Origin of the sequence: Polynucleobacter victoriensis (assembly GCF_900187875.1) — a bacterium.
Classification (GTDB): domain Bacteria; phylum Pseudomonadota; class Gammaproteobacteria; order Burkholderiales; family Burkholderiaceae; genus Polynucleobacter; species Polynucleobacter victoriensis.
Genome location: NZ_FYEX01000001.1, coordinates 993,234 through 1,008,774, shown reverse-complemented (window position 1 = coordinate 1,008,774; position 15,541 = coordinate 993,234). Strand labels below are relative to the sequence as shown.

The following is a 15,541-nucleotide window of genomic DNA, read 5'->3' as shown; positions in this document are numbered from 1 at the left end:
ACTTACCTAAACCCCATCAAATCTTTTTTGCGAGCCATTTTTCAACAGATGGGAAAACAAACTTACTAACATCGCCACCCAATAGGGCAATTTCACGAACAAAGGTTCCCGAAATAAATTGGTATTGATCCGATGGAGTTAAAAACAAAGTCTCAACATCAGGCAACAAATATCTATTCATACCGGCCATTTGAAACTCATACTCAAAGTCAGAAACCGCACGCAAACCACGAACAATTACTCGAGCATTGTTTTTTCTCACAAAGTCTTTCAAAAGACCGCTAAAACCCTCAACTCGAACATTACTGTAGTGACCCAATACTTCCTTAGCGATTTCTAGGCGCTCTTCCAAATTAAATATTGGTTTTTTATTTTTACTATCCGCAATACCAACAACCACCTCATCAAAAATTGATGAGGCCCTACGCACCAAATCTTCGTGCCCACGTGTAAACGGATCAAATGTGCCTGGATAAACTGCTACTGCCATAAATTCTCCCTTAGCTTTAAGTCAGTTTATATGGCTTTTGGAGCCAATAAACTACCAATTGCCATCCCGGAGCGTATGGTACGACGAATTTCCCATAAATCAGCATTTTTTGAAATTTCTTTTAGAAGTTGCTCAATAACAACATTTTTGGGATGCTCAACGTAGATAGCAGAACCAGTTGTTTTTCTATTAATTCTTACAGCCTGGGCTAGCGCTTTTAAATATAAATCTTCTTGAGAAAACGGTGGGTCAATAAAGGTGATATCGACTGATTCCTCCAACATATTTGCTACTTGATGAATAGCATCACCACGCATCAAATTTAATTCGCCTAGCACGCCATCTTGACTCAACAATTGATAATTTTCTTTAATTGATTGATGCGCTTTAGGAGATTGCTCAATCATATGAACTAGTTTGGCCCCCCTAGATAAAGACTCAAAACCGAGAGCACCTGTCCCCGCAAACATATCTAAACAAGTTAAACCATCGACACGCTGACCCAAACAATTAAACAAAGTTTCACGCGTTCGATCAGCTGTTGGTCGAAGCCCTAATACATCTGCAACCTTAATGCTTCTGCCACGCCAAGCACCACCAATGACCCTAACCTTACCGCTACTCATGGCGCACCAACTACTACAGTGGCCATGCGATTCATATCCAGATGTGCTTTAAAAGCTGCATTTACCTGCTCTTTGGTCACAGCTTTTAATTGATCTCTCCAAGTATCTAGAGTATCCAAAGGCAAATCATTCCAAGCGATACTAGCCACATTCTCTAGAATCTTACGATTACTATCAATTCTGAGCGGAAAGCCATTGATCAAATTGTTCTTTGCCGCCATCATCTCTTCATCAGTGGGGCCATGATCAATAAATTCAGAAATTGTTTTTTTCATCACATCAACTGCAAGATCTGCCTGAGATTTTTGCGTCTGCATACCTGCCACATAGGGGCCAACCTGACGACCTGGTGACACATAGCTATACACGCTGTAAGCGAGGCCTCTCTTTTCGCGAACCTCCTTAACCAACCTAGAAACAAATCCACCACCACCTAAAATATAGTTGCCTACTAGCATTGGAAAATAATCAGGATGCTTTCTAGAAATTGTAGGCATACCCATTGAAATATGGGCTTGTTGAGCGTTATGAGGAATTTTTATAATTTTTGAAGAATTAGGCTGAAACAAAGCTACCTCGGCAACACTTTGCTTGAGCTTTGCTTCTCTAGGAAGGCTAGACAAAAGTTTTTTCACCAACTCATCTGCTGATGCCTTGTCGATATCCCCAACAATGGATACCTTAACGCCTTTTTTAGCATATCTGTTGAAATAAAAATCTCTGACATCCTTCTGAGTAATAGCTTGAACTGTATCTATGCTTGTACTCAACCCGTATGGATGGCTACCATATATTTGACGATCAAACTCTTTACTCAAAATAACTTCTGGTTTGATTTGTGCCTCTTTAATCCCCATGATGGTTCGATCTTTTTCTCGGCTCAATACTTTTGAATCAAATAATGGCTCTTTTAGTATTTGCGCAGTCAAACTAATTAGTTCATTGATGCGCTTTACATCACTCAAACTCCTAATCCTCATACTAGTCCTCTCGGCTCCAGCATTAAAACTTAACACTGCGCCAAGATCCGCCAACCTATCTGAGATAGCAGCCTCGGTTAATACTTTTTTATTAACCACGGCTCCTTTATCAATCAGTGCCGCAGTCATCGAAGCTAATCCGATTTTTAACTGCGGATCACTAGCAGAGCCAACAGGCCAATCAACTTGCACATCAACCATTGGAATCGTCTTGGCCTCTACCAAATAAATAGAAACACCGTCGTGATTAACCCAATGCTCAATAGCAGTACTTGCTTGCACGGAAAACGATGCAATCAATCCAAGAAAATAAATCAGATATCTCATCTTAGTGCCTCATACCAGCTGGCGCTCTTTGTGCCGCTGCATTTTTTTCTTTAATGGATTGTGGCTCCAATGTAGCCACTGTTAGGGCATCATCAATGAAATATTTCTCTACAACTTTTTGTATGTCTGCTGATGTAACAGCTTGGATATTGAAAAGAATTTCATCTAAATACCTCCATGAGATCCCATTCATTTCTGACATGCCAATTTCCATTGCTTGCGCAAAGATTGAATCTCTTTTGTAAATTTGTGAAGACAATAATTGAGATTTCACACGATTCAACTCAGCCTCAGTCACACCTGATTGTCTAATTTCATTCAGAATCAATCTAATTTTTTTCTCTATCTCGGCAATCGTTTTACCTTTTGCTGGGCTTGCAGAAATACCGAATAATTGTGGCCCCCTACCTGTCATACCATACGATGCATCAACGCTATCAGCCAGACGCAGGTCTCTTACTAGGCTTCTATTTAGCCTTGAATTTGCATGCCCATCCAGTATTCCAGCAAGAACGCTTAAAGCATATGGGTCAATCTGCTTGACATCTGATGGCTCAATCTTAGGCACTTTCCAGGCAAACGTAACATCTGGATTTTCTGCAGGCGCTTTCACTTGAATGCGACGCACCCCAATTTGAGGTACCTCGTTTTGGGGCTTTCTATCCCTAATTTTTTTTGTAGGAATGACGCCATAGTATTTCTGCGCTAGAGCAAGAACCTCTGTTGGCACAACATCACCAGCCACAACCAGTACAGCATTATTAGGTGCATACCAATCTTGGTACCACTCCAAGGCATCCCGATAAGTCATGTTTTTTAGGTCATCCATCCACCCAATAATTGGGTTTCTATATGGGCTATTGATAAATGCTGCAGCTATTAATTGCTCATAAACTATTGCAGATGCTTGATCATCCGTTCTTAAACGACGCTCCTCCATCACCACCTGAATTTCTTTGGCAAACTCGTCCTCACTAATTTGCAAATTAGCCATTCGATCAGACTCTAATGCCATCATTTTTTCTAGATGACTTTTTTCAATTTGCTGAAAATACGCCGTGTAATCTTTACTTGTGAAGGCGTTATCTCTGCCACCTACTGCTGCCACTTGTTTTGAAAAATCACCTGGCTTTAATTTTTTAGTGCCCTTAAACATCATGTGCTCTAGCACGTGTGCAACGCCTGTCTTGCCGTTAACTTCATCAATTGAGCCTGCTCTATACCAAACCATATGCGCAACTGTTGGGGCTCGGTGATCTTCTTTGACAATCACCTTCATGCCATTAGAGAGCAAAAATTCATGGGTATTAGCCGTCTTTAACTCTTTCGCCTGAATGCCAATGCTTAACAAAAGGATTAGGCCAATTGAAAAAGTTAGGGCTAAGGTTCTCAGGGTTGTTAATATGCTCATAATTAATCAATTGTATCGGTCATGTTCGGATTACGTAAAACACTATCAAGCCTATTTAATAGGCAAAAAATTGACGAAGATTGGTATGAGTCTTTAGAAGAAACCTTGCTTTTGGGCGATGTTGGTATGAACGCCACTCAAAAACTCATCAAACAACTTCGATCCGAGGCCAAACTCCAAAAGGCAGAAACCGTCGACGACCTCAAAAATATTCTAGCCACACTAGTTCAAAGCAGTTTGAGCAAGCTTGAAAGACCCCACAATCCATTGGTTAATTTACCTAAGGATCCTAATTACCCACAAATTTGGTTAGTTGTTGGTGTTAATGGAGCCGGCAAGACAACGAGTATTGGTAAGCTATGCCATCACCTACAAAATCAAAATCATCGCGTCTTGCTAGGCGCTGGTGATACCTTTAGGGCTGCTGCAAGAGAGCAACTCATTGCCTGGGGCGAAAAAAATAATGTTGCAGTCATTGCGCAACAAAGTGGTGATGCTGCCGCTGTTGCACACGATGCCGTTAAAGCTGGTCAGTCACGGAATCAAGATATTGTGATTATTGATACGGCTGGACGCTTATCTACTCAAGCCCATCTAATGGATGAGCTTAAAAAGGTTAAACGGGTAATCACTAAAGCTCAAGACAATGCCCCGCACGAAACTGTCTTAGTCATTGATGGCAATACTGGGCAAAATGGCCTATCGCAAGTCAAAGCCTTCCACGAGGCATTGGAGCTATCAGCGATTATTGTTACCAAGCTTGATGGGACAGCTAAAGGTGGCATTCTCTGCGCAATTGCTGAAGAGTTTAGTGATAATCCGCCGAGCGTTTTAGCTGTTGGACTTGGTGAAAAGCTAGAAGATTTAAAACCATTTAACGCCTCTGATTTTGCTAAATCCTTGATTCCGCAGTAGTTTTTATCCATATAAATCATATGGTTACAGGCTAATTAGCACTCTAATCTGAGGAGTGCTAATATAGCGGTATGACACAAATGAATGCCTTAATTCCAACGCAACTAAATGTCGGCAGCTTAGATGCCTACATTTCTAGCGTCAATCGTTTGCCCATGCTAAGCGCTGCAGACGAGATACGCCTTGCGCGCGAATTCAGGGACCATGAAAACCTAGAAGCTGCTCGCACACTGGTGATGTCTCATTTGCGTTTAGTCGTATCTATTGCTCGCCAATATCTTGGGTATGGCCTACCTCATGCCGATTTAATTCAAGAGGGCAATATTGGCCTAATGAAGGCAGTAAAACGCTATGACCCTGAGCAAGGTACCAGATTGGTTACTTACTCTATTCATTGGATCAAAGCTGAAATACATGAGTACATTCTTCGCAATTGGAGAATGGTCAAAATTGCCACAACCAAAGCTCACAGAAAGCTATTTTTTAATTTGCGTAGCAATAAGCCTAGTCTTAATGCTCTATCTCCAACTGAGATTCAAAATCTAGCTCATGCACTCGATGTTCGCAATGAAGATGTGCGAGAAATGGAAAAGCGCTTATCTGGTGGCGATGTTGCAATTGAATCAAACGATGTCAGCGATGAAGATAGTTTTGCACCAATCAACTGGTTGTCAGATAACAGATATGAACCATCTGAAGTTATCGCTCAAGAACAACACCGCCAACTACAAGGCCCAGGTCTAGAAAAGGCTCTAGCAAGTCTTGACGAACGCAGCAGAAAAATAGTGTCGGCAAGATGGCTAGATGTATCAGATGACGGATCTGGAGCAACAACTCTCCATGACCTAGCTGCTGAATTTAATATTTCTGCAGAGCGAGTTCGTCAGATTGAAACAGCTGCTCTTAAAAAAATGAAGTTAGCACTTTCTGCCTAACTTCATTTCAAAAATTACTTAAGAAGCTTTTTTAAATCCTCAGCAATAGGCTTAGGGCCTTGCTGGTGCTTTAAAAACAATCGTAACTGTCCTGTGGTATCAAACACGTAACTGCCAGCAGTGTGGTCAATCGTATAAGTGCTTGCAGTTTTGCCAGGCACTTTGTTGTAAAAAACTTTAAAGTCTTTAGTGATTTTTTCAAGCGCAGCGGCATTTTCTGGGCGAAGACCTAAAAACCGCTTATCAAAAGAAGGAACATACTGAGATAAGAGTTCTTGTGTATCTCTATCTGGGTCAACGGTCACAAACAAAACTTGTACCTTGTCTGCATCTTTACCCAATAAATCCATAACGCCTTGCATCTCAGTCATAGTGGTCGGGCAAACATCTGGGCACTGCGTGTAGCCAAAGAACATGACAACTAAGCGGCCATTAAAGTCAGCCAACTGCCTCTTTTGTCCATGGTGGTCAACTAAGGAAAAATCTTTACCGAAAGCTTTGCTGCCAGTAATGTCCACATTGTTAAATTTGATAGCTTCTTGTGAGCAAGCTACAAGAAATGCACTAGCCAAAATAATTGCGATGGTTTTTATCAAAGAGATTTGGTAATTTTTCATGGCTTATAAATAATGATCAATGAGTAAGGCTGCAAACAATAGCGACAAGTAGATGATTGAGAACCTAAAGGTCTTTTTAGCTAAGTCATCGCTATATTTTTTATATAGGGCAATTGCATAAGCTAAGAAACAGCCCCCTAAAATCAGCGCACTAGCTAAGTAAAAGTACCCGCTCATTTGATACACAAATGGCAAGATGGTTGCCGCAATTAATATCAATGTGTAGAGCAATATATGCAATAAAGTAAACCTCTCACCATGCGTTACTGGCAACATAGGCAAGCCCGACTGCTTGTAGTCTTCTCGGCGATAAAGAGCTAACGCCCAAAAATGAGGTGGCGTCCAAGTAAAAATGATCAATACCAACAACCAAGCCTCAGCAGGAAAATCATTTGCAACGGCAGCCCAACCCAAAGCAGGTGGCATAGCGCCGGATAAACCACCAATCACAATGTTTTGAGGTGTTGCTGGTTTTAGCAATAAGGTATAAATAATTGCGTAACCAATAAATGTTGCCGCAGTAGCCCACATCGTTAATGGATTGGCAAAGTTCCATAAAAGAATCATTCCTGCAGCACCAATTACTAGAGCAAAAATAATTATTTGTACGTCTGTGATCTCACCCGTTGCAGATGGCCGCCATGCAGTTCTGCGCATTTTGGCGTCGACCTTTTGCTCAACCAAACAGTTCACTGCAAAAGCCGCTCCCGCTAAAAGCCAAATACCCAACGAGCCACCAATTAAAACTGGCAATGGCACCATGCCTGGTGTTGCTAAAAACATTCCAATAATGGCGCAAAACACAGCCAACTGCGTGACTCTAGGCTTTGTTAAAGCCCAATACTGGCGCCATCTTGGCATTACTTGCAGAGTATTTTTAGCCACGATCAAACTCCTCTGCACTCAAAGTTAACATTCTGACGAGAACCACGAGTATTGCTGCGGCACCACCAGTATGAAGTAAAGCAGCAATTAATGGCCAATCCAAAATAATGTTACTCATACCTGTAATTAATTGAATGATGCATAAACTCAATAATGTAAATGCCCAACGTCTTAGCTCTGGATTTGCTGAAACAATTGCTGCTCTCAAAGTTTTAAAACCTAAATAAAACAAGACACTCAATGCAAAAACCGCACCCACTCGATGAACCCAATGTATAGCTCTTAATCCATCAATACTTAAATGTGCACCATCCACCGTTTTACCTAACTCTCTCCACAAACCAAAACCTTCTGAAAAGCTCATTGCGGGAAATAATGATCCATGACATAAAGGAAAATCATCACATGCTAGGACAGCATAGTTAGTACTTACCCAACCACCCAAGAATATTTGGATGATTAACACCATCAGAGCAAACCAAATAGAACCTCTATTCATGCGATAAGTGCTAACTTTTTGATGTCCATATATGCCATGCTCTAACTTAGAACTTAAGCTTGATAAATAAGTTAAGAATGCCAATAGAGTCAAACCCAACATCAAATGTGTCGTAACAATAATTGGTTGCAACTTCAAGGTAACGGTCCACGCACCAAATGCACCCTGCACACAAACCAACAGCAAAATAAAACTAGCGGTGCTTGCAATGCGCATACCGAACTGCTGACGCTTTAACCATGCCCAAACTGTAATAACAATGATTAAGAAACCAACACCCATCGCAAAATAACGATGTAGCATTTCAATCCATGCCTTGCTGAGGGTAACGGGCCCTGTTGGCATTAAATTTTCTGCCGCGCGTATTTGATTAAGAGCTGCAACAGGATTGGATAAGCCATAGCAACCAGGCCAATCAGGACAACCAAGACCAGAATCAGTCAAGCGCGTGAATGCTCCAAACAATATCAAATCAAATGTGAAAAAAACTGTGAGCAATACCAAGCGGTGAAAACTAAATGTTTTAGATTTCCACCACAAAGCTAACAGTAAACATGCCCCGATTGCAAAACCAATTAACAGAAGCTGTATCCAAACAACCAAACTCATATCAATTAACCTTGCCTGTTGGATTCCACTTTAGTAACTTTTCCATATCTTTGGACATTTTCTTAAAGTCAGGAGCGTCAGGATTTGTGGCAAAGCGCATCATCCTGTCTCCATGAGGATCAATCAAATGAATTGCTGCTGATGCGTTATCTAACTGCAACCATTGCAATAACTTTTCTTTTTGAACTTGATCTTTAGGTAGCCGCACAAAAGTGAATCCTGCAACCTCTTTGTCATACGCTTTTTGCAATTCAGGATTTATTGTTTCGCCATCAGTTACCAACCATATCAATTGCAAACGTTGGCTCTCTTTACCCATCGCGACTCTTACCTGTCTCATCAAATATAGCAATGACACACAGGCATCATTTCCAACTTTGCACTCAGACGCAGGGCGAGCCAATAATAGGGTCCATTTACCTTGTATCTGAGCATCTAGTCCATCAATTGGCATCGACTGTACGGGGCTAACCAATTGCCCAATATTTGTTTTACCACCCTGTGGCTTGATAACGTAAAAAGTAAAATATGAAGCCAATACTGGTGCTGCGCATACCAATAACAGAAGAATCATCTGTATACGACCACGCTTTGTCGCAGCATCAATCCTTTGGCTACCGTTTGCGGGGATGAGTGGATCTAAATTATCTTTTTGCATCAAACTTTTTTCCTTAATAACCCACTAAATAACCAAAAAAAGATGGTTAATGTAGCTAACGAGAACCACTGAAATGCGTAACCTTTATGCTTTTCTGAACCATCTTGCATAGGCGCCCAATCACGTTGCAACCCATCATCTAAACCGCCATGCACTTGTCTTAATATAAATGGCAAATATGGCGTATTTAATTGTGCAGATTGTTTTTCAATATCAAGATTTTGCTGAATTTTTTGCTTCTGTGCCAAAGTATCCAAATTACCCACATTCATAACACGGGCTGGATGCTCAAAGACCAATCCCTCCACCTCCACCACACCAATTGGAGTAATTAAAGGCGGGACCTTTTCACGATCCAGGCCATCCCTCGGCACCCAACCTCTATTAATCCATATCAACTGATTGCTGTATTGCAACTTCAAAGGGGTTAAAACATAAAAACCAACAGTTATCCCTGTTTTAGGATCTCGCCCCTGTGGATGTGGGCGGTTTTCTAACCAAACTGTTGCATCTGGTATGTAAATACCTCTAGCAACCATGCGATGATGTTTGGCCTCTTCATATGTCCAATGTTTTGCATTTGCCAATAATGGTGCCGAACGTTCTTTTTTTGCTATATCTGCAGCTAAAGATAACTTTTGATCCATTCGATCAAGCTGCCAAAAACCCAATGCCATGGCAATAGCAAATGTCACTAAGGCGGAAAAAGTTGCGACAGGTCTTAATAAAACTAACTGTTTAAACATAAAGCAATGATACGATGCATACCTATGAATTGGATTATCCCTATCGCTTTTTTATTAATTTTAGGCAGCCTTGGCTCAGCACTCTTTTACATGATGCGTGACAAAGGCAAAAGCTCTAAAACCGTTTACTCTTTAATGCTAAGAATTGGCCTATCTATCGCCTTATTTATTGGCATATGGATAGCGCACTCTTTAGGATACATACAAAGCACTGGCATCAGAGTTGCTGGCTAGCTCCAAATTACTTACTCAGCTTTAATCTTTTTATTACTTAGCATTAAAAAACGCCGCTTAAGCGGCGTTTTTTAATGTGTGATTGTTTACATCCAGTAAACAACTACGTACAAACCTAACCAAACCACGTCCACAAAGTGCCAGTACCATGCAGCACCTTCAAATGCAAAGTGATTTTCAGGTGTGAAATGACCCTTCATTGTGCGGAACAAAACGACTGCCAACATAATGGCACCCATTGTTACGTGAAAGCCATGGAAACCAGTCAACATGAAGAATGTTGAACCATACACGCCAGAACTTAACTTCAAGTTTAGATCGCTATAGGCATGAATGTATTCATACACTTGGAAGCACATGAAAATTGCACCCAAAGCCACTGTAGCAGCCAAACCTTGAATCACTTGCTTGCGATGACCTTCACGCATAGCGTGGTGAGCCCAAGTAACAGTTACACCAGAACTCAACAACAAGATTGTGTTGATGGTAGGGATAGGCCAAGGACCCATCGTCTTAAAGCTATCTACCAAACCTGCTGGGCCAGCATTAGGCCATGTTGCAGCAAAATCAGGCCACAATAATTTGTTATCAATATCGCCCAACCATGGCATAGCAATGCTTCTTGCGTAGAACAATGCAGAGAAGAATGCACCAAAGAACATGATTTCTGAGAAGATGAACCAAGCCATTGACCATCTGTAAGATACATCAACGTTAACGCTATTCATACCAGTTTCAGATTCGTGAATAGCATCACCAAACCATGTGTATAGAGATGCGATTGTCCAAATCACACCAGCAAGACACAACAACATACCAAATGTGCTGCCATTAACCCACATGGAAGCACCGTAACCAAAACCTAATAAACCTAGGCTGGTAACAATTGGATGACGTGTTGGAGCCGGTACGTAGTAGTAAGGGGCTTTTGAAACACTGGAAGACATTCTCTCTCTCCTAAAAAATCAATTCGCTACAACTGCTTTGACAATCAATAACAAAACTGTCATAAAAATTACTGCGCCTAATATGCCCGCAAGAACAATATGAACAAAAGATACAGAAGACATATCTGCATCTTGACCAGATCTCTTACGTACTCCTAAAAATCCCCACAAGACTGCTCTCATAGAGATTAAAAACATCACGATGGAATTACGACTTTGCTTTTCCATACTTATATTTTCGATGGCTTACTGTTATGTTCGCCTGTAATTACTTTTTGACCATTACCCACCTCAAAGAAGGTGTACGACAAAGTAATGTTCTTTACGTCTTTAGGTAAAGCTGGATCAATTACAAAAACAACTGGCATCTCACGCGACTCATTGGGCTTAAGTGTTTGCTGCTCAAAGCAAAAACATTCCAACTTCGTAAAGTGCTGTGTTGCTTGTTTTGGCGCATAACTTGGAATCGCTTGCGCTGATACTGCTCTACCTTGTGTGTTTACAACTTCATAAACAACTTGAATCATTTCACCAGGATGAACCTGCATTGAATTTTTAACGGCACGGAATCTAAAAGGACCCTGTGTGTTTGAGTCAAATTCAACGGTGATCAAACGACTTTCATCAACTTGAGTGTTCTTGCTAACCGCTTTAACTGCGCGTGTACCGTAATCATTCTTACTGGTAACAACATTAATACCTGTTACCTCGCACAAAACCTTATACATTGGAATCAAGGCATAACCAAACGCAAACATCGCTGAGCTAATCACCACTAGCTTAAGCAGCATTTGACGGTTGTAATTGGTCAGATTAAAAGCCATTGATTAACCGAATATTGCTTTCTTAGCAAAAATACCAACAAAGAAAACCAAAACAACAGTAAACAAAACTAAGCCCAAGCGGCGATTACTCGCGCTTGGGTTTGTTTTATCTTGAACCGATTGACTCATAAGTTTCCGAATTCGGATTACTTAACTGTTGGAGGTGTTTCAAAAGTATGGAATGGTGCTGGAGATGGAACAGTCCACTCTAAGCCCTCTGCATTTTCCCACGCTTGCGCTTCAGCTTTCTTGCCACCACGATATGTTGGCAATACAACGAATAACAAGAAGTAAACCTGCATCAAACCGAAACCAAGGCCACCAATTGAAGCTACAGCATTGAAGTCTGCAAACTGAACTGGATAGTCAGCATAACGACGTGGCATACCAGCCAAGCCTAAGAAATGCATTGGGAAGAATGTTAGGTTGAAGAAAATCATTGAACCCCAGAAGTGAACCTTACCGCGGAATTCATTAACCATGAAACCTGTCCACTTTGGCGCCCAGTAGTAGAAGCCAGCAAATAGTGCAAACAATGAACCAGCCACTAACACATAGTGGAAGTGTGCAACCACGTAGTAGGTATCTTGAATCATGATGTCAATTGGAGCCATCGCACACATCAAACCTGTGAAGCCGCCCATTGTGAACACGAAAATAAAACCAATAGACCACAACATTGGGGTTTCAAATGTCATTGAACCCTTCCACATTGTTGCAACCCAGTTAAAAATCTTCACACCAGTTGGAACAGCAATCAACATCGTTGCATACATGAAGAACAACTGACCAGTTACTGGCATACCAGTTGCAAACATGTGGTGAGCCCAAACGATAAATGACAAGATCGCGATTGAACCTGTTGCATAAACCATTGAGCTGTAACCAAACAATCTCTTACGTGCAAATGTTGGAATAACTTCACTAATAATGCCAAACGCTGGCAAGATCATGATGTAAACCTCTGGGTGACCAAAGAACCAGAAAATATGCTGATACATCACAGGGTCACCACCACCTGCTGCTGAGAAGAAGCTTGTACCAAAGTGACGATCTGTAAGAACCATAGTGATCGCACCAGCCAAAACTGGCATCACAGCGATCAATAGATAAGCAGTAATTAACCATGTCCAACAGAACATTGGCATCTTCATCAATGTCATGCCAGGAGCACGCATATTAAGAATCGTCACAATGATGTTGATTGAACCCATGATGGATGAAGCACCCATCAAGTGAACAGCAAAAATTGCCATATCCATACCAGGACCCATTTGCACAGATAGGGGTGCATATAGCGTCCAACCGGCAGCAGTTGCGCCACCAGGAACAAAGAATGATGACAACAACAATGATGCTGCTACAGGCATGATCCAGAAACTAAAGTTATTCATACGAGCAAACGCCATATCTGAGGCGCCCACTTGTAGTGGAATCATGTAGTTAGCAAAACCAACGAAGGCTGGCATGATGGCACCGAACACCATCACTAAACCGTGCAAAGTTGTTAACTGGTTGAATAATTCAGGACGAATAAATTGCAAACCAGGTTGGAATAATTCCAAACGAATCAAAAGCGCCATCACACCGCCAGCCATCAAGCTAACGAATGAGAAGATTAAATATAAAGTTCCGATATCTTTATGGTTGGTTGCAAACAACCAACGGCGCCATCCATGTGGATGGTCATGTGCGTGATCATCGTGATGATCGTGTGCGTGGCTTACTGTGCTCATAGTCGCTCCAATTACCTATCTATATATGTTTATTTAGCTGCGCGTGCTGCAGTGAAGTCTTTAGGCTGGATTAATTCACCTGTCTTATTACCCCATGTGTTGCGTGTGTATGTCATAACGGCTGCCAACTCAACATCATTTAATTGATTCCACTTTGGCATTGCATTTTTACCGTTCAATAAAATTTTGTATTGACCTTCTTTAGCGCCCAAAACAACTTTTGATCCATCTAGTGCTGGGAATGCGCCAGCACCCTTACCATTAGGTTGATGGCAAGCTGCGCAGTTTGCGGCATAAACTTTTTCGCCACGTTGCTTCAACTCATCCATTGTGAATGTTTTGCTTGGGTCATCGGCCAAAGCTGCCAATTGTTTTTTCTTTTCAGAAACCCATGTTGCATAGTCTGTATCTGAAACAACTTTGACAACGATAGGCATGAACGCGTGTTCTTTGCCGCACAACTCTGAACATTGACCACGGAAAGTACCAACTTTTTCAGCACGGAACCATGTATCACGCACAAAACCAGGAATCGCATCTTGCTTTACGCCAAACGCAGGAATTGTCCATGAGTGAATAACGTCGTTAGCAGTTGTTACTAAACGGATTTTTTTGCCAACAGGAACAACCATCTCATTATCAACTTCCATGAGATATGTATCGCTCTTCTCTGCTTGGTTATTAATTTGTTCACGAGGTGTTGACAATGTTTGCAAGAATGAAATGCCTTCGCCTTCACCCTTGATGTAGTCGTAACCCCATTTCCACTGGTAACCAGTCACTTTGATTGTGATGTCAGCATTAGTTGTGTCTTTCATTGCAACAACAGTTTTTGTTGCTGGCAAAGCCATACCAATCACAATTAATAGTGGAACAACTGTCCAAATAATTTCTACAGTTGTGCTTTCATGAAAGCTCGCTGATTGATGGCCTAGTGATTTACGGTGCTTGTAAATCGAGTAAAACATCACGCCAAACACGGCTACGAAAATCACCACACAGATAATCAACATCATCCAGTGTAGAACTGCTACTTCTTCAGCAACTTTTGTCGCAGCTGGATGTAGGTTTAACTGAAAACGTGCTGGACCACCCGGCATGTCATTGATAGCCCAAGCTAAATTAGCTTGGAGCAAGCCTACTAAACCAAATAGCAAACCGGCTAATGATGTGCGTTGTTTCATCTTGATTCCCATTTAATAAATTCTTGATCTATTGCATCGCACGATTACCTGTGCACGTAATATCCGGTGATTATATTTGGTGAATTTGATCTAGCGCAATAAATTACTAAGCATTTTAGAGATTTAGATAGTAACCCTTAGCCAACAGGGTGTGTGAGCACTCGCTTACTTAGCGCTTTACTCTAACAATTTGATCGGGGCTAATTGTTGCAACACCGCCCTCGACCTTAGCCAAATCACTGGCTGGGGTCCACGCATGCCCATAAACCACTTCTAGAGTAATTTTTAAGGCCAAATCTGCGGGTAAATCTGAGCATTTAGGGGTTCTAGTATTTATCAAACCCAAATCAAAAGCATCAGCAATCAATAAATCTAAGGTTTCATAATCCAAGGTGATGTACTCCATGTCCATCACAGGCTCGGAAAATCCAGCCTTTAATAAAGCATCGCCCACATCATGCATATCCCATGGACTTGGGATACTTTTCAAATCTTCACTATCGAAGTAATTTGACATTTCTTTACCGGTGTCTGGTCCCAAGTAACTGAACATCAATAACGCATCTACTTTTAACAGCTCGCGCCACTTTTTAATTAGTAATCCAGGAGTCTTGTCATGCTGCAGCTCAAGGTTTGACCAAATTAAATCCACCTTACCTGCAACAGGTTCAAGACAAGGTCGATTCATCAAGTTAAGAAAGGCTTTTTTAAAGCCTTTTGCTATCAAATAAGGATTGGTCGAAAAATGCTTTGCCTTTGGATATCGTCTGCCAAGCAGCTCAATGTCAACTTGCCCTACGTGACAAATTGTTTGCGGCTCCATCCTGACAATCGACAGCTTATCTTCCATGCGCTTAGCAATCTCAAGCGATAGAAATTTAGGTAAGGTGTTAGACACTGTCGAGATTGTGGGCATAT

At 41.4% G+C, this 15,541-nt stretch carries 19 protein-coding genes; 3 read left to right on the top strand and 16 right to left on the bottom strand.

The features are described from left to right. Positions 1-16: 16 nt before the first annotated feature. Genes coaD through CFR83_RS05260 form a run of 4 tightly spaced genes read right to left on the bottom strand, consistent with a single transcriptional unit; the run spans position 17 to position 3,834 of the window. Complete coding sequence (gene coaD / locus CFR83_RS05275; protein ID WP_088812901.1) at positions 17-490, bottom strand: pantetheine-phosphate adenylyltransferase; 474 nt, start codon at positions 488-490, stop codon at positions 17-19. A 26-nt stretch (positions 491-516) separates the two neighbouring features. Further along, positions 517-1,116: a 16S rRNA (guanine(966)-N(2))-methyltransferase RsmD gene (gene rsmD / locus CFR83_RS05270; protein WP_088812900.1), complete on the bottom strand. Its 600-nt coding sequence runs from the start codon at positions 1,114-1,116 to the stop codon at positions 517-519. Next, positions 1,113-2,423, bottom strand: coding sequence for a M16 family metallopeptidase (locus CFR83_RS05265; protein ID WP_088812899.1), 1,311 nt, complete (start codon positions 2,421-2,423; stop codon positions 1,113-1,115). Before CFR83_RS05265 ends, rsmD begins: the two co-directional genes overlap by 4 nt. Position 2,424: 1 nt before the next feature. Continuing rightward, positions 2,425-3,834: a M16 family metallopeptidase gene (locus CFR83_RS05260; RefSeq protein WP_088812898.1), complete on the bottom strand. Its 1,410-nt coding sequence runs from the start codon at positions 3,832-3,834 to the stop codon at positions 2,425-2,427. Between the two features lie 21 nt (positions 3,835-3,855). Between CFR83_RS05260 and ftsY the strand changes: the two genes are divergently transcribed. Beyond that, positions 3,856-4,749, top strand: coding sequence for a signal recognition particle-docking protein FtsY (gene ftsY, locus CFR83_RS05255; protein ID WP_088812897.1), 894 nt, complete (start codon positions 3,856-3,858; stop codon positions 4,747-4,749). Between the two features lie 71 nt (positions 4,750-4,820). After that, positions 4,821-5,684: an RNA polymerase sigma factor RpoH gene (gene rpoH, locus CFR83_RS05250; RefSeq protein WP_088812896.1), complete on the top strand. Its 864-nt coding sequence runs from the start codon at positions 4,821-4,823 to the stop codon at positions 5,682-5,684. A gap of 14 nt (positions 5,685-5,698) precedes the next feature. Here the strand turns inward: rpoH and CFR83_RS05245 are convergent, their stop codons facing one another. The 5 genes from CFR83_RS05245 to CFR83_RS05225 are packed head-to-tail and all read right to left on the bottom strand — an operon-like array spanning position 5,699 to position 9,698. After that, a complete protein-coding gene (locus CFR83_RS05245; protein WP_088812895.1) occupies positions 5,699-6,301 on the bottom strand; it encodes an SCO family protein in 603 nt (200 codons plus the stop codon). Between the two features lie 3 nt (positions 6,302-6,304). After that, positions 6,305-7,186, bottom strand: a complete 882-nt coding sequence (cyoE, locus tag CFR83_RS05240; RefSeq protein ID WP_341476335.1) for a heme o synthase — start codon at positions 7,184-7,186, stop codon at positions 6,305-6,307. After that, positions 7,179-8,294 (bottom strand): COX15/CtaA family protein, encoded by a 1,116-nt coding sequence (locus CFR83_RS05235; RefSeq protein WP_088812894.1) that lies wholly within the window; start codon positions 8,292-8,294, stop codon positions 7,179-7,181. Before CFR83_RS05235 ends, cyoE begins: the two co-directional genes overlap by 8 nt. Position 8,295: 1 nt before the next feature. Beyond that, positions 8,296-8,952 (bottom strand): SCO family protein, encoded by a 657-nt coding sequence (locus tag CFR83_RS05230; RefSeq protein WP_088812893.1) that lies wholly within the window; start codon positions 8,950-8,952, stop codon positions 8,296-8,298. After that, positions 8,952-9,698, bottom strand: coding sequence for an SURF1 family protein (locus tag CFR83_RS05225; protein WP_088812892.1), 747 nt, complete (start codon positions 9,696-9,698; stop codon positions 8,952-8,954). The genes CFR83_RS05230 and CFR83_RS05225 overlap by 1 nt, the downstream gene beginning before the upstream one ends. Positions 9,699-9,722: 24 nt before the next feature. Here CFR83_RS05225 and CFR83_RS05220 point away from each other — a divergent pair, with 24 nt between their 5' ends. After that, positions 9,723-9,932 (top strand): twin transmembrane helix small protein, encoded by a 210-nt coding sequence (locus CFR83_RS05220; protein WP_088812891.1) that lies wholly within the window; start codon positions 9,723-9,725, stop codon positions 9,930-9,932. 86 nt (positions 9,933-10,018) lie between these two features. Here the strand turns inward: CFR83_RS05220 and CFR83_RS05215 are convergent, their stop codons facing one another. From CFR83_RS05215 to CFR83_RS05190, 7 genes are all read right to left on the bottom strand, one after another. Further along, positions 10,019-10,879, bottom strand: a complete 861-nt coding sequence (locus CFR83_RS05215; RefSeq protein WP_088812890.1) for a cytochrome c oxidase subunit 3 — start codon at positions 10,877-10,879, stop codon at positions 10,019-10,021. An 18-nt stretch (positions 10,880-10,897) separates the two neighbouring features. Next, positions 10,898-11,107, bottom strand: coding sequence for a DUF2970 domain-containing protein (locus CFR83_RS05210; protein ID WP_088812889.1), 210 nt, complete (start codon positions 11,105-11,107; stop codon positions 10,898-10,900). 2 nt (positions 11,108-11,109) lie between these two features. Continuing rightward, positions 11,110-11,703: a cytochrome c oxidase assembly protein gene (locus CFR83_RS05205; protein WP_088812888.1), complete on the bottom strand. Its 594-nt coding sequence runs from the start codon at positions 11,701-11,703 to the stop codon at positions 11,110-11,112. Between the two features lie 3 nt (positions 11,704-11,706). Next, positions 11,707-11,832: a cytochrome oxidase small assembly protein gene (locus CFR83_RS08430; RefSeq protein WP_243383352.1), complete on the bottom strand. Its 126-nt coding sequence runs from the start codon at positions 11,830-11,832 to the stop codon at positions 11,707-11,709. A 17-nt stretch (positions 11,833-11,849) separates the two neighbouring features. Further along, positions 11,850-13,439, bottom strand: coding sequence for a cytochrome c oxidase subunit I (gene ctaD / locus CFR83_RS05200; RefSeq protein ID WP_088812887.1), 1,590 nt, complete (start codon positions 13,437-13,439; stop codon positions 11,850-11,852). 29 nt (positions 13,440-13,468) lie between these two features. Beyond that, entirely contained in the window at positions 13,469-14,623 is a 1,155-nt protein-coding gene (gene coxB / locus CFR83_RS05195; protein WP_088812886.1) for a cytochrome c oxidase subunit II, read from the bottom strand. Between the two features lie 169 nt (positions 14,624-14,792). Beyond that, complete coding sequence (locus tag CFR83_RS05190; protein WP_133062464.1) at positions 14,793-15,539, bottom strand: methyltransferase domain-containing protein; 747 nt, start codon at positions 15,537-15,539, stop codon at positions 14,793-14,795. Positions 15,540-15,541: the final 2 nt, after the last annotated feature.

What these genes read in the sequence shown, in the direction of transcription:
- coaD (WP_088812901.1), bottom strand. Translation starts at nt 490, where the DNA reads ATGGCAGTAGCAGTTTATCCAGGCACATTTGATCCGTTTACACGTGGG.
- rsmD (WP_088812900.1), bottom strand. Translation starts at nt 1,116, where the DNA reads ATGAGTAGCGGTAAGGTTAGGGTCATTGGTGGTGCTTGGCGTGGCAGA.
- CFR83_RS05265 (WP_088812899.1), bottom strand. Translation starts at nt 2,423, where the DNA reads ATGAGATATCTGATTTATTTTCTTGGATTGATTGCATCGTTTTCCGTG.
- CFR83_RS05260 (WP_088812898.1), bottom strand. Translation starts at nt 3,834, where the DNA reads ATGAGCATATTAACAACCCTGAGAACCTTAGCCCTAACTTTTTCAATT.
- ftsY (WP_088812897.1), top strand. Translation starts at nt 3,856, where the DNA reads ATGTTCGGATTACGTAAAACACTATCAAGCCTATTTAATAGGCAAAAA.
- rpoH (WP_088812896.1), top strand. Translation starts at nt 4,821, where the DNA reads ATGACACAAATGAATGCCTTAATTCCAACGCAACTAAATGTCGGCAGC.
- CFR83_RS05245 (WP_088812895.1), bottom strand. Translation starts at nt 6,301, where the DNA reads ATGAAAAATTACCAAATCTCTTTGATAAAAACCATCGCAATTATTTTG.
- CFR83_RS05235 (WP_088812894.1), bottom strand. Translation starts at nt 8,294, where the DNA reads ATGAGTTTGGTTGTTTGGATACAGCTTCTGTTAATTGGTTTTGCAATC.
- CFR83_RS05230 (WP_088812893.1), bottom strand. Translation starts at nt 8,952, where the DNA reads ATGCAAAAAGATAATTTAGATCCACTCATCCCCGCAAACGGTAGCCAA.
- CFR83_RS05225 (WP_088812892.1), bottom strand. Translation starts at nt 9,698, where the DNA reads ATGTTTAAACAGTTAGTTTTATTAAGACCTGTCGCAACTTTTTCCGCC.
- CFR83_RS05220 (WP_088812891.1), top strand. Translation starts at nt 9,723, where the DNA reads ATGAATTGGATTATCCCTATCGCTTTTTTATTAATTTTAGGCAGCCTT.
- CFR83_RS05215 (WP_088812890.1), bottom strand. Translation starts at nt 10,879, where the DNA reads ATGTCTTCCAGTGTTTCAAAAGCCCCTTACTACTACGTACCGGCTCCA.
- CFR83_RS05210 (WP_088812889.1), bottom strand. Translation starts at nt 11,107, where the DNA reads ATGGAAAAGCAAAGTCGTAATTCCATCGTGATGTTTTTAATCTCTATG.
- CFR83_RS05205 (WP_088812888.1), bottom strand. Translation starts at nt 11,703, where the DNA reads ATGGCTTTTAATCTGACCAATTACAACCGTCAAATGCTGCTTAAGCTA.
- CFR83_RS08430 (WP_243383352.1), bottom strand. Translation starts at nt 11,832, where the DNA reads ATGAGTCAATCGGTTCAAGATAAAACAAACCCAAGCGCGAGTAATCGC.
- ctaD (WP_088812887.1), bottom strand. Translation starts at nt 13,439, where the DNA reads ATGAGCACAGTAAGCCACGCACACGATCATCACGATGATCACGCACAT.
- coxB (WP_088812886.1), bottom strand. Translation starts at nt 14,623, where the DNA reads ATGAAACAACGCACATCATTAGCCGGTTTGCTATTTGGTTTAGTAGGC.
- CFR83_RS05190 (WP_133062464.1), bottom strand. Translation starts at nt 15,539, where the DNA reads ATGCCCACAATCTCGACAGTGTCTAACACCTTACCTAAATTTCTATCG.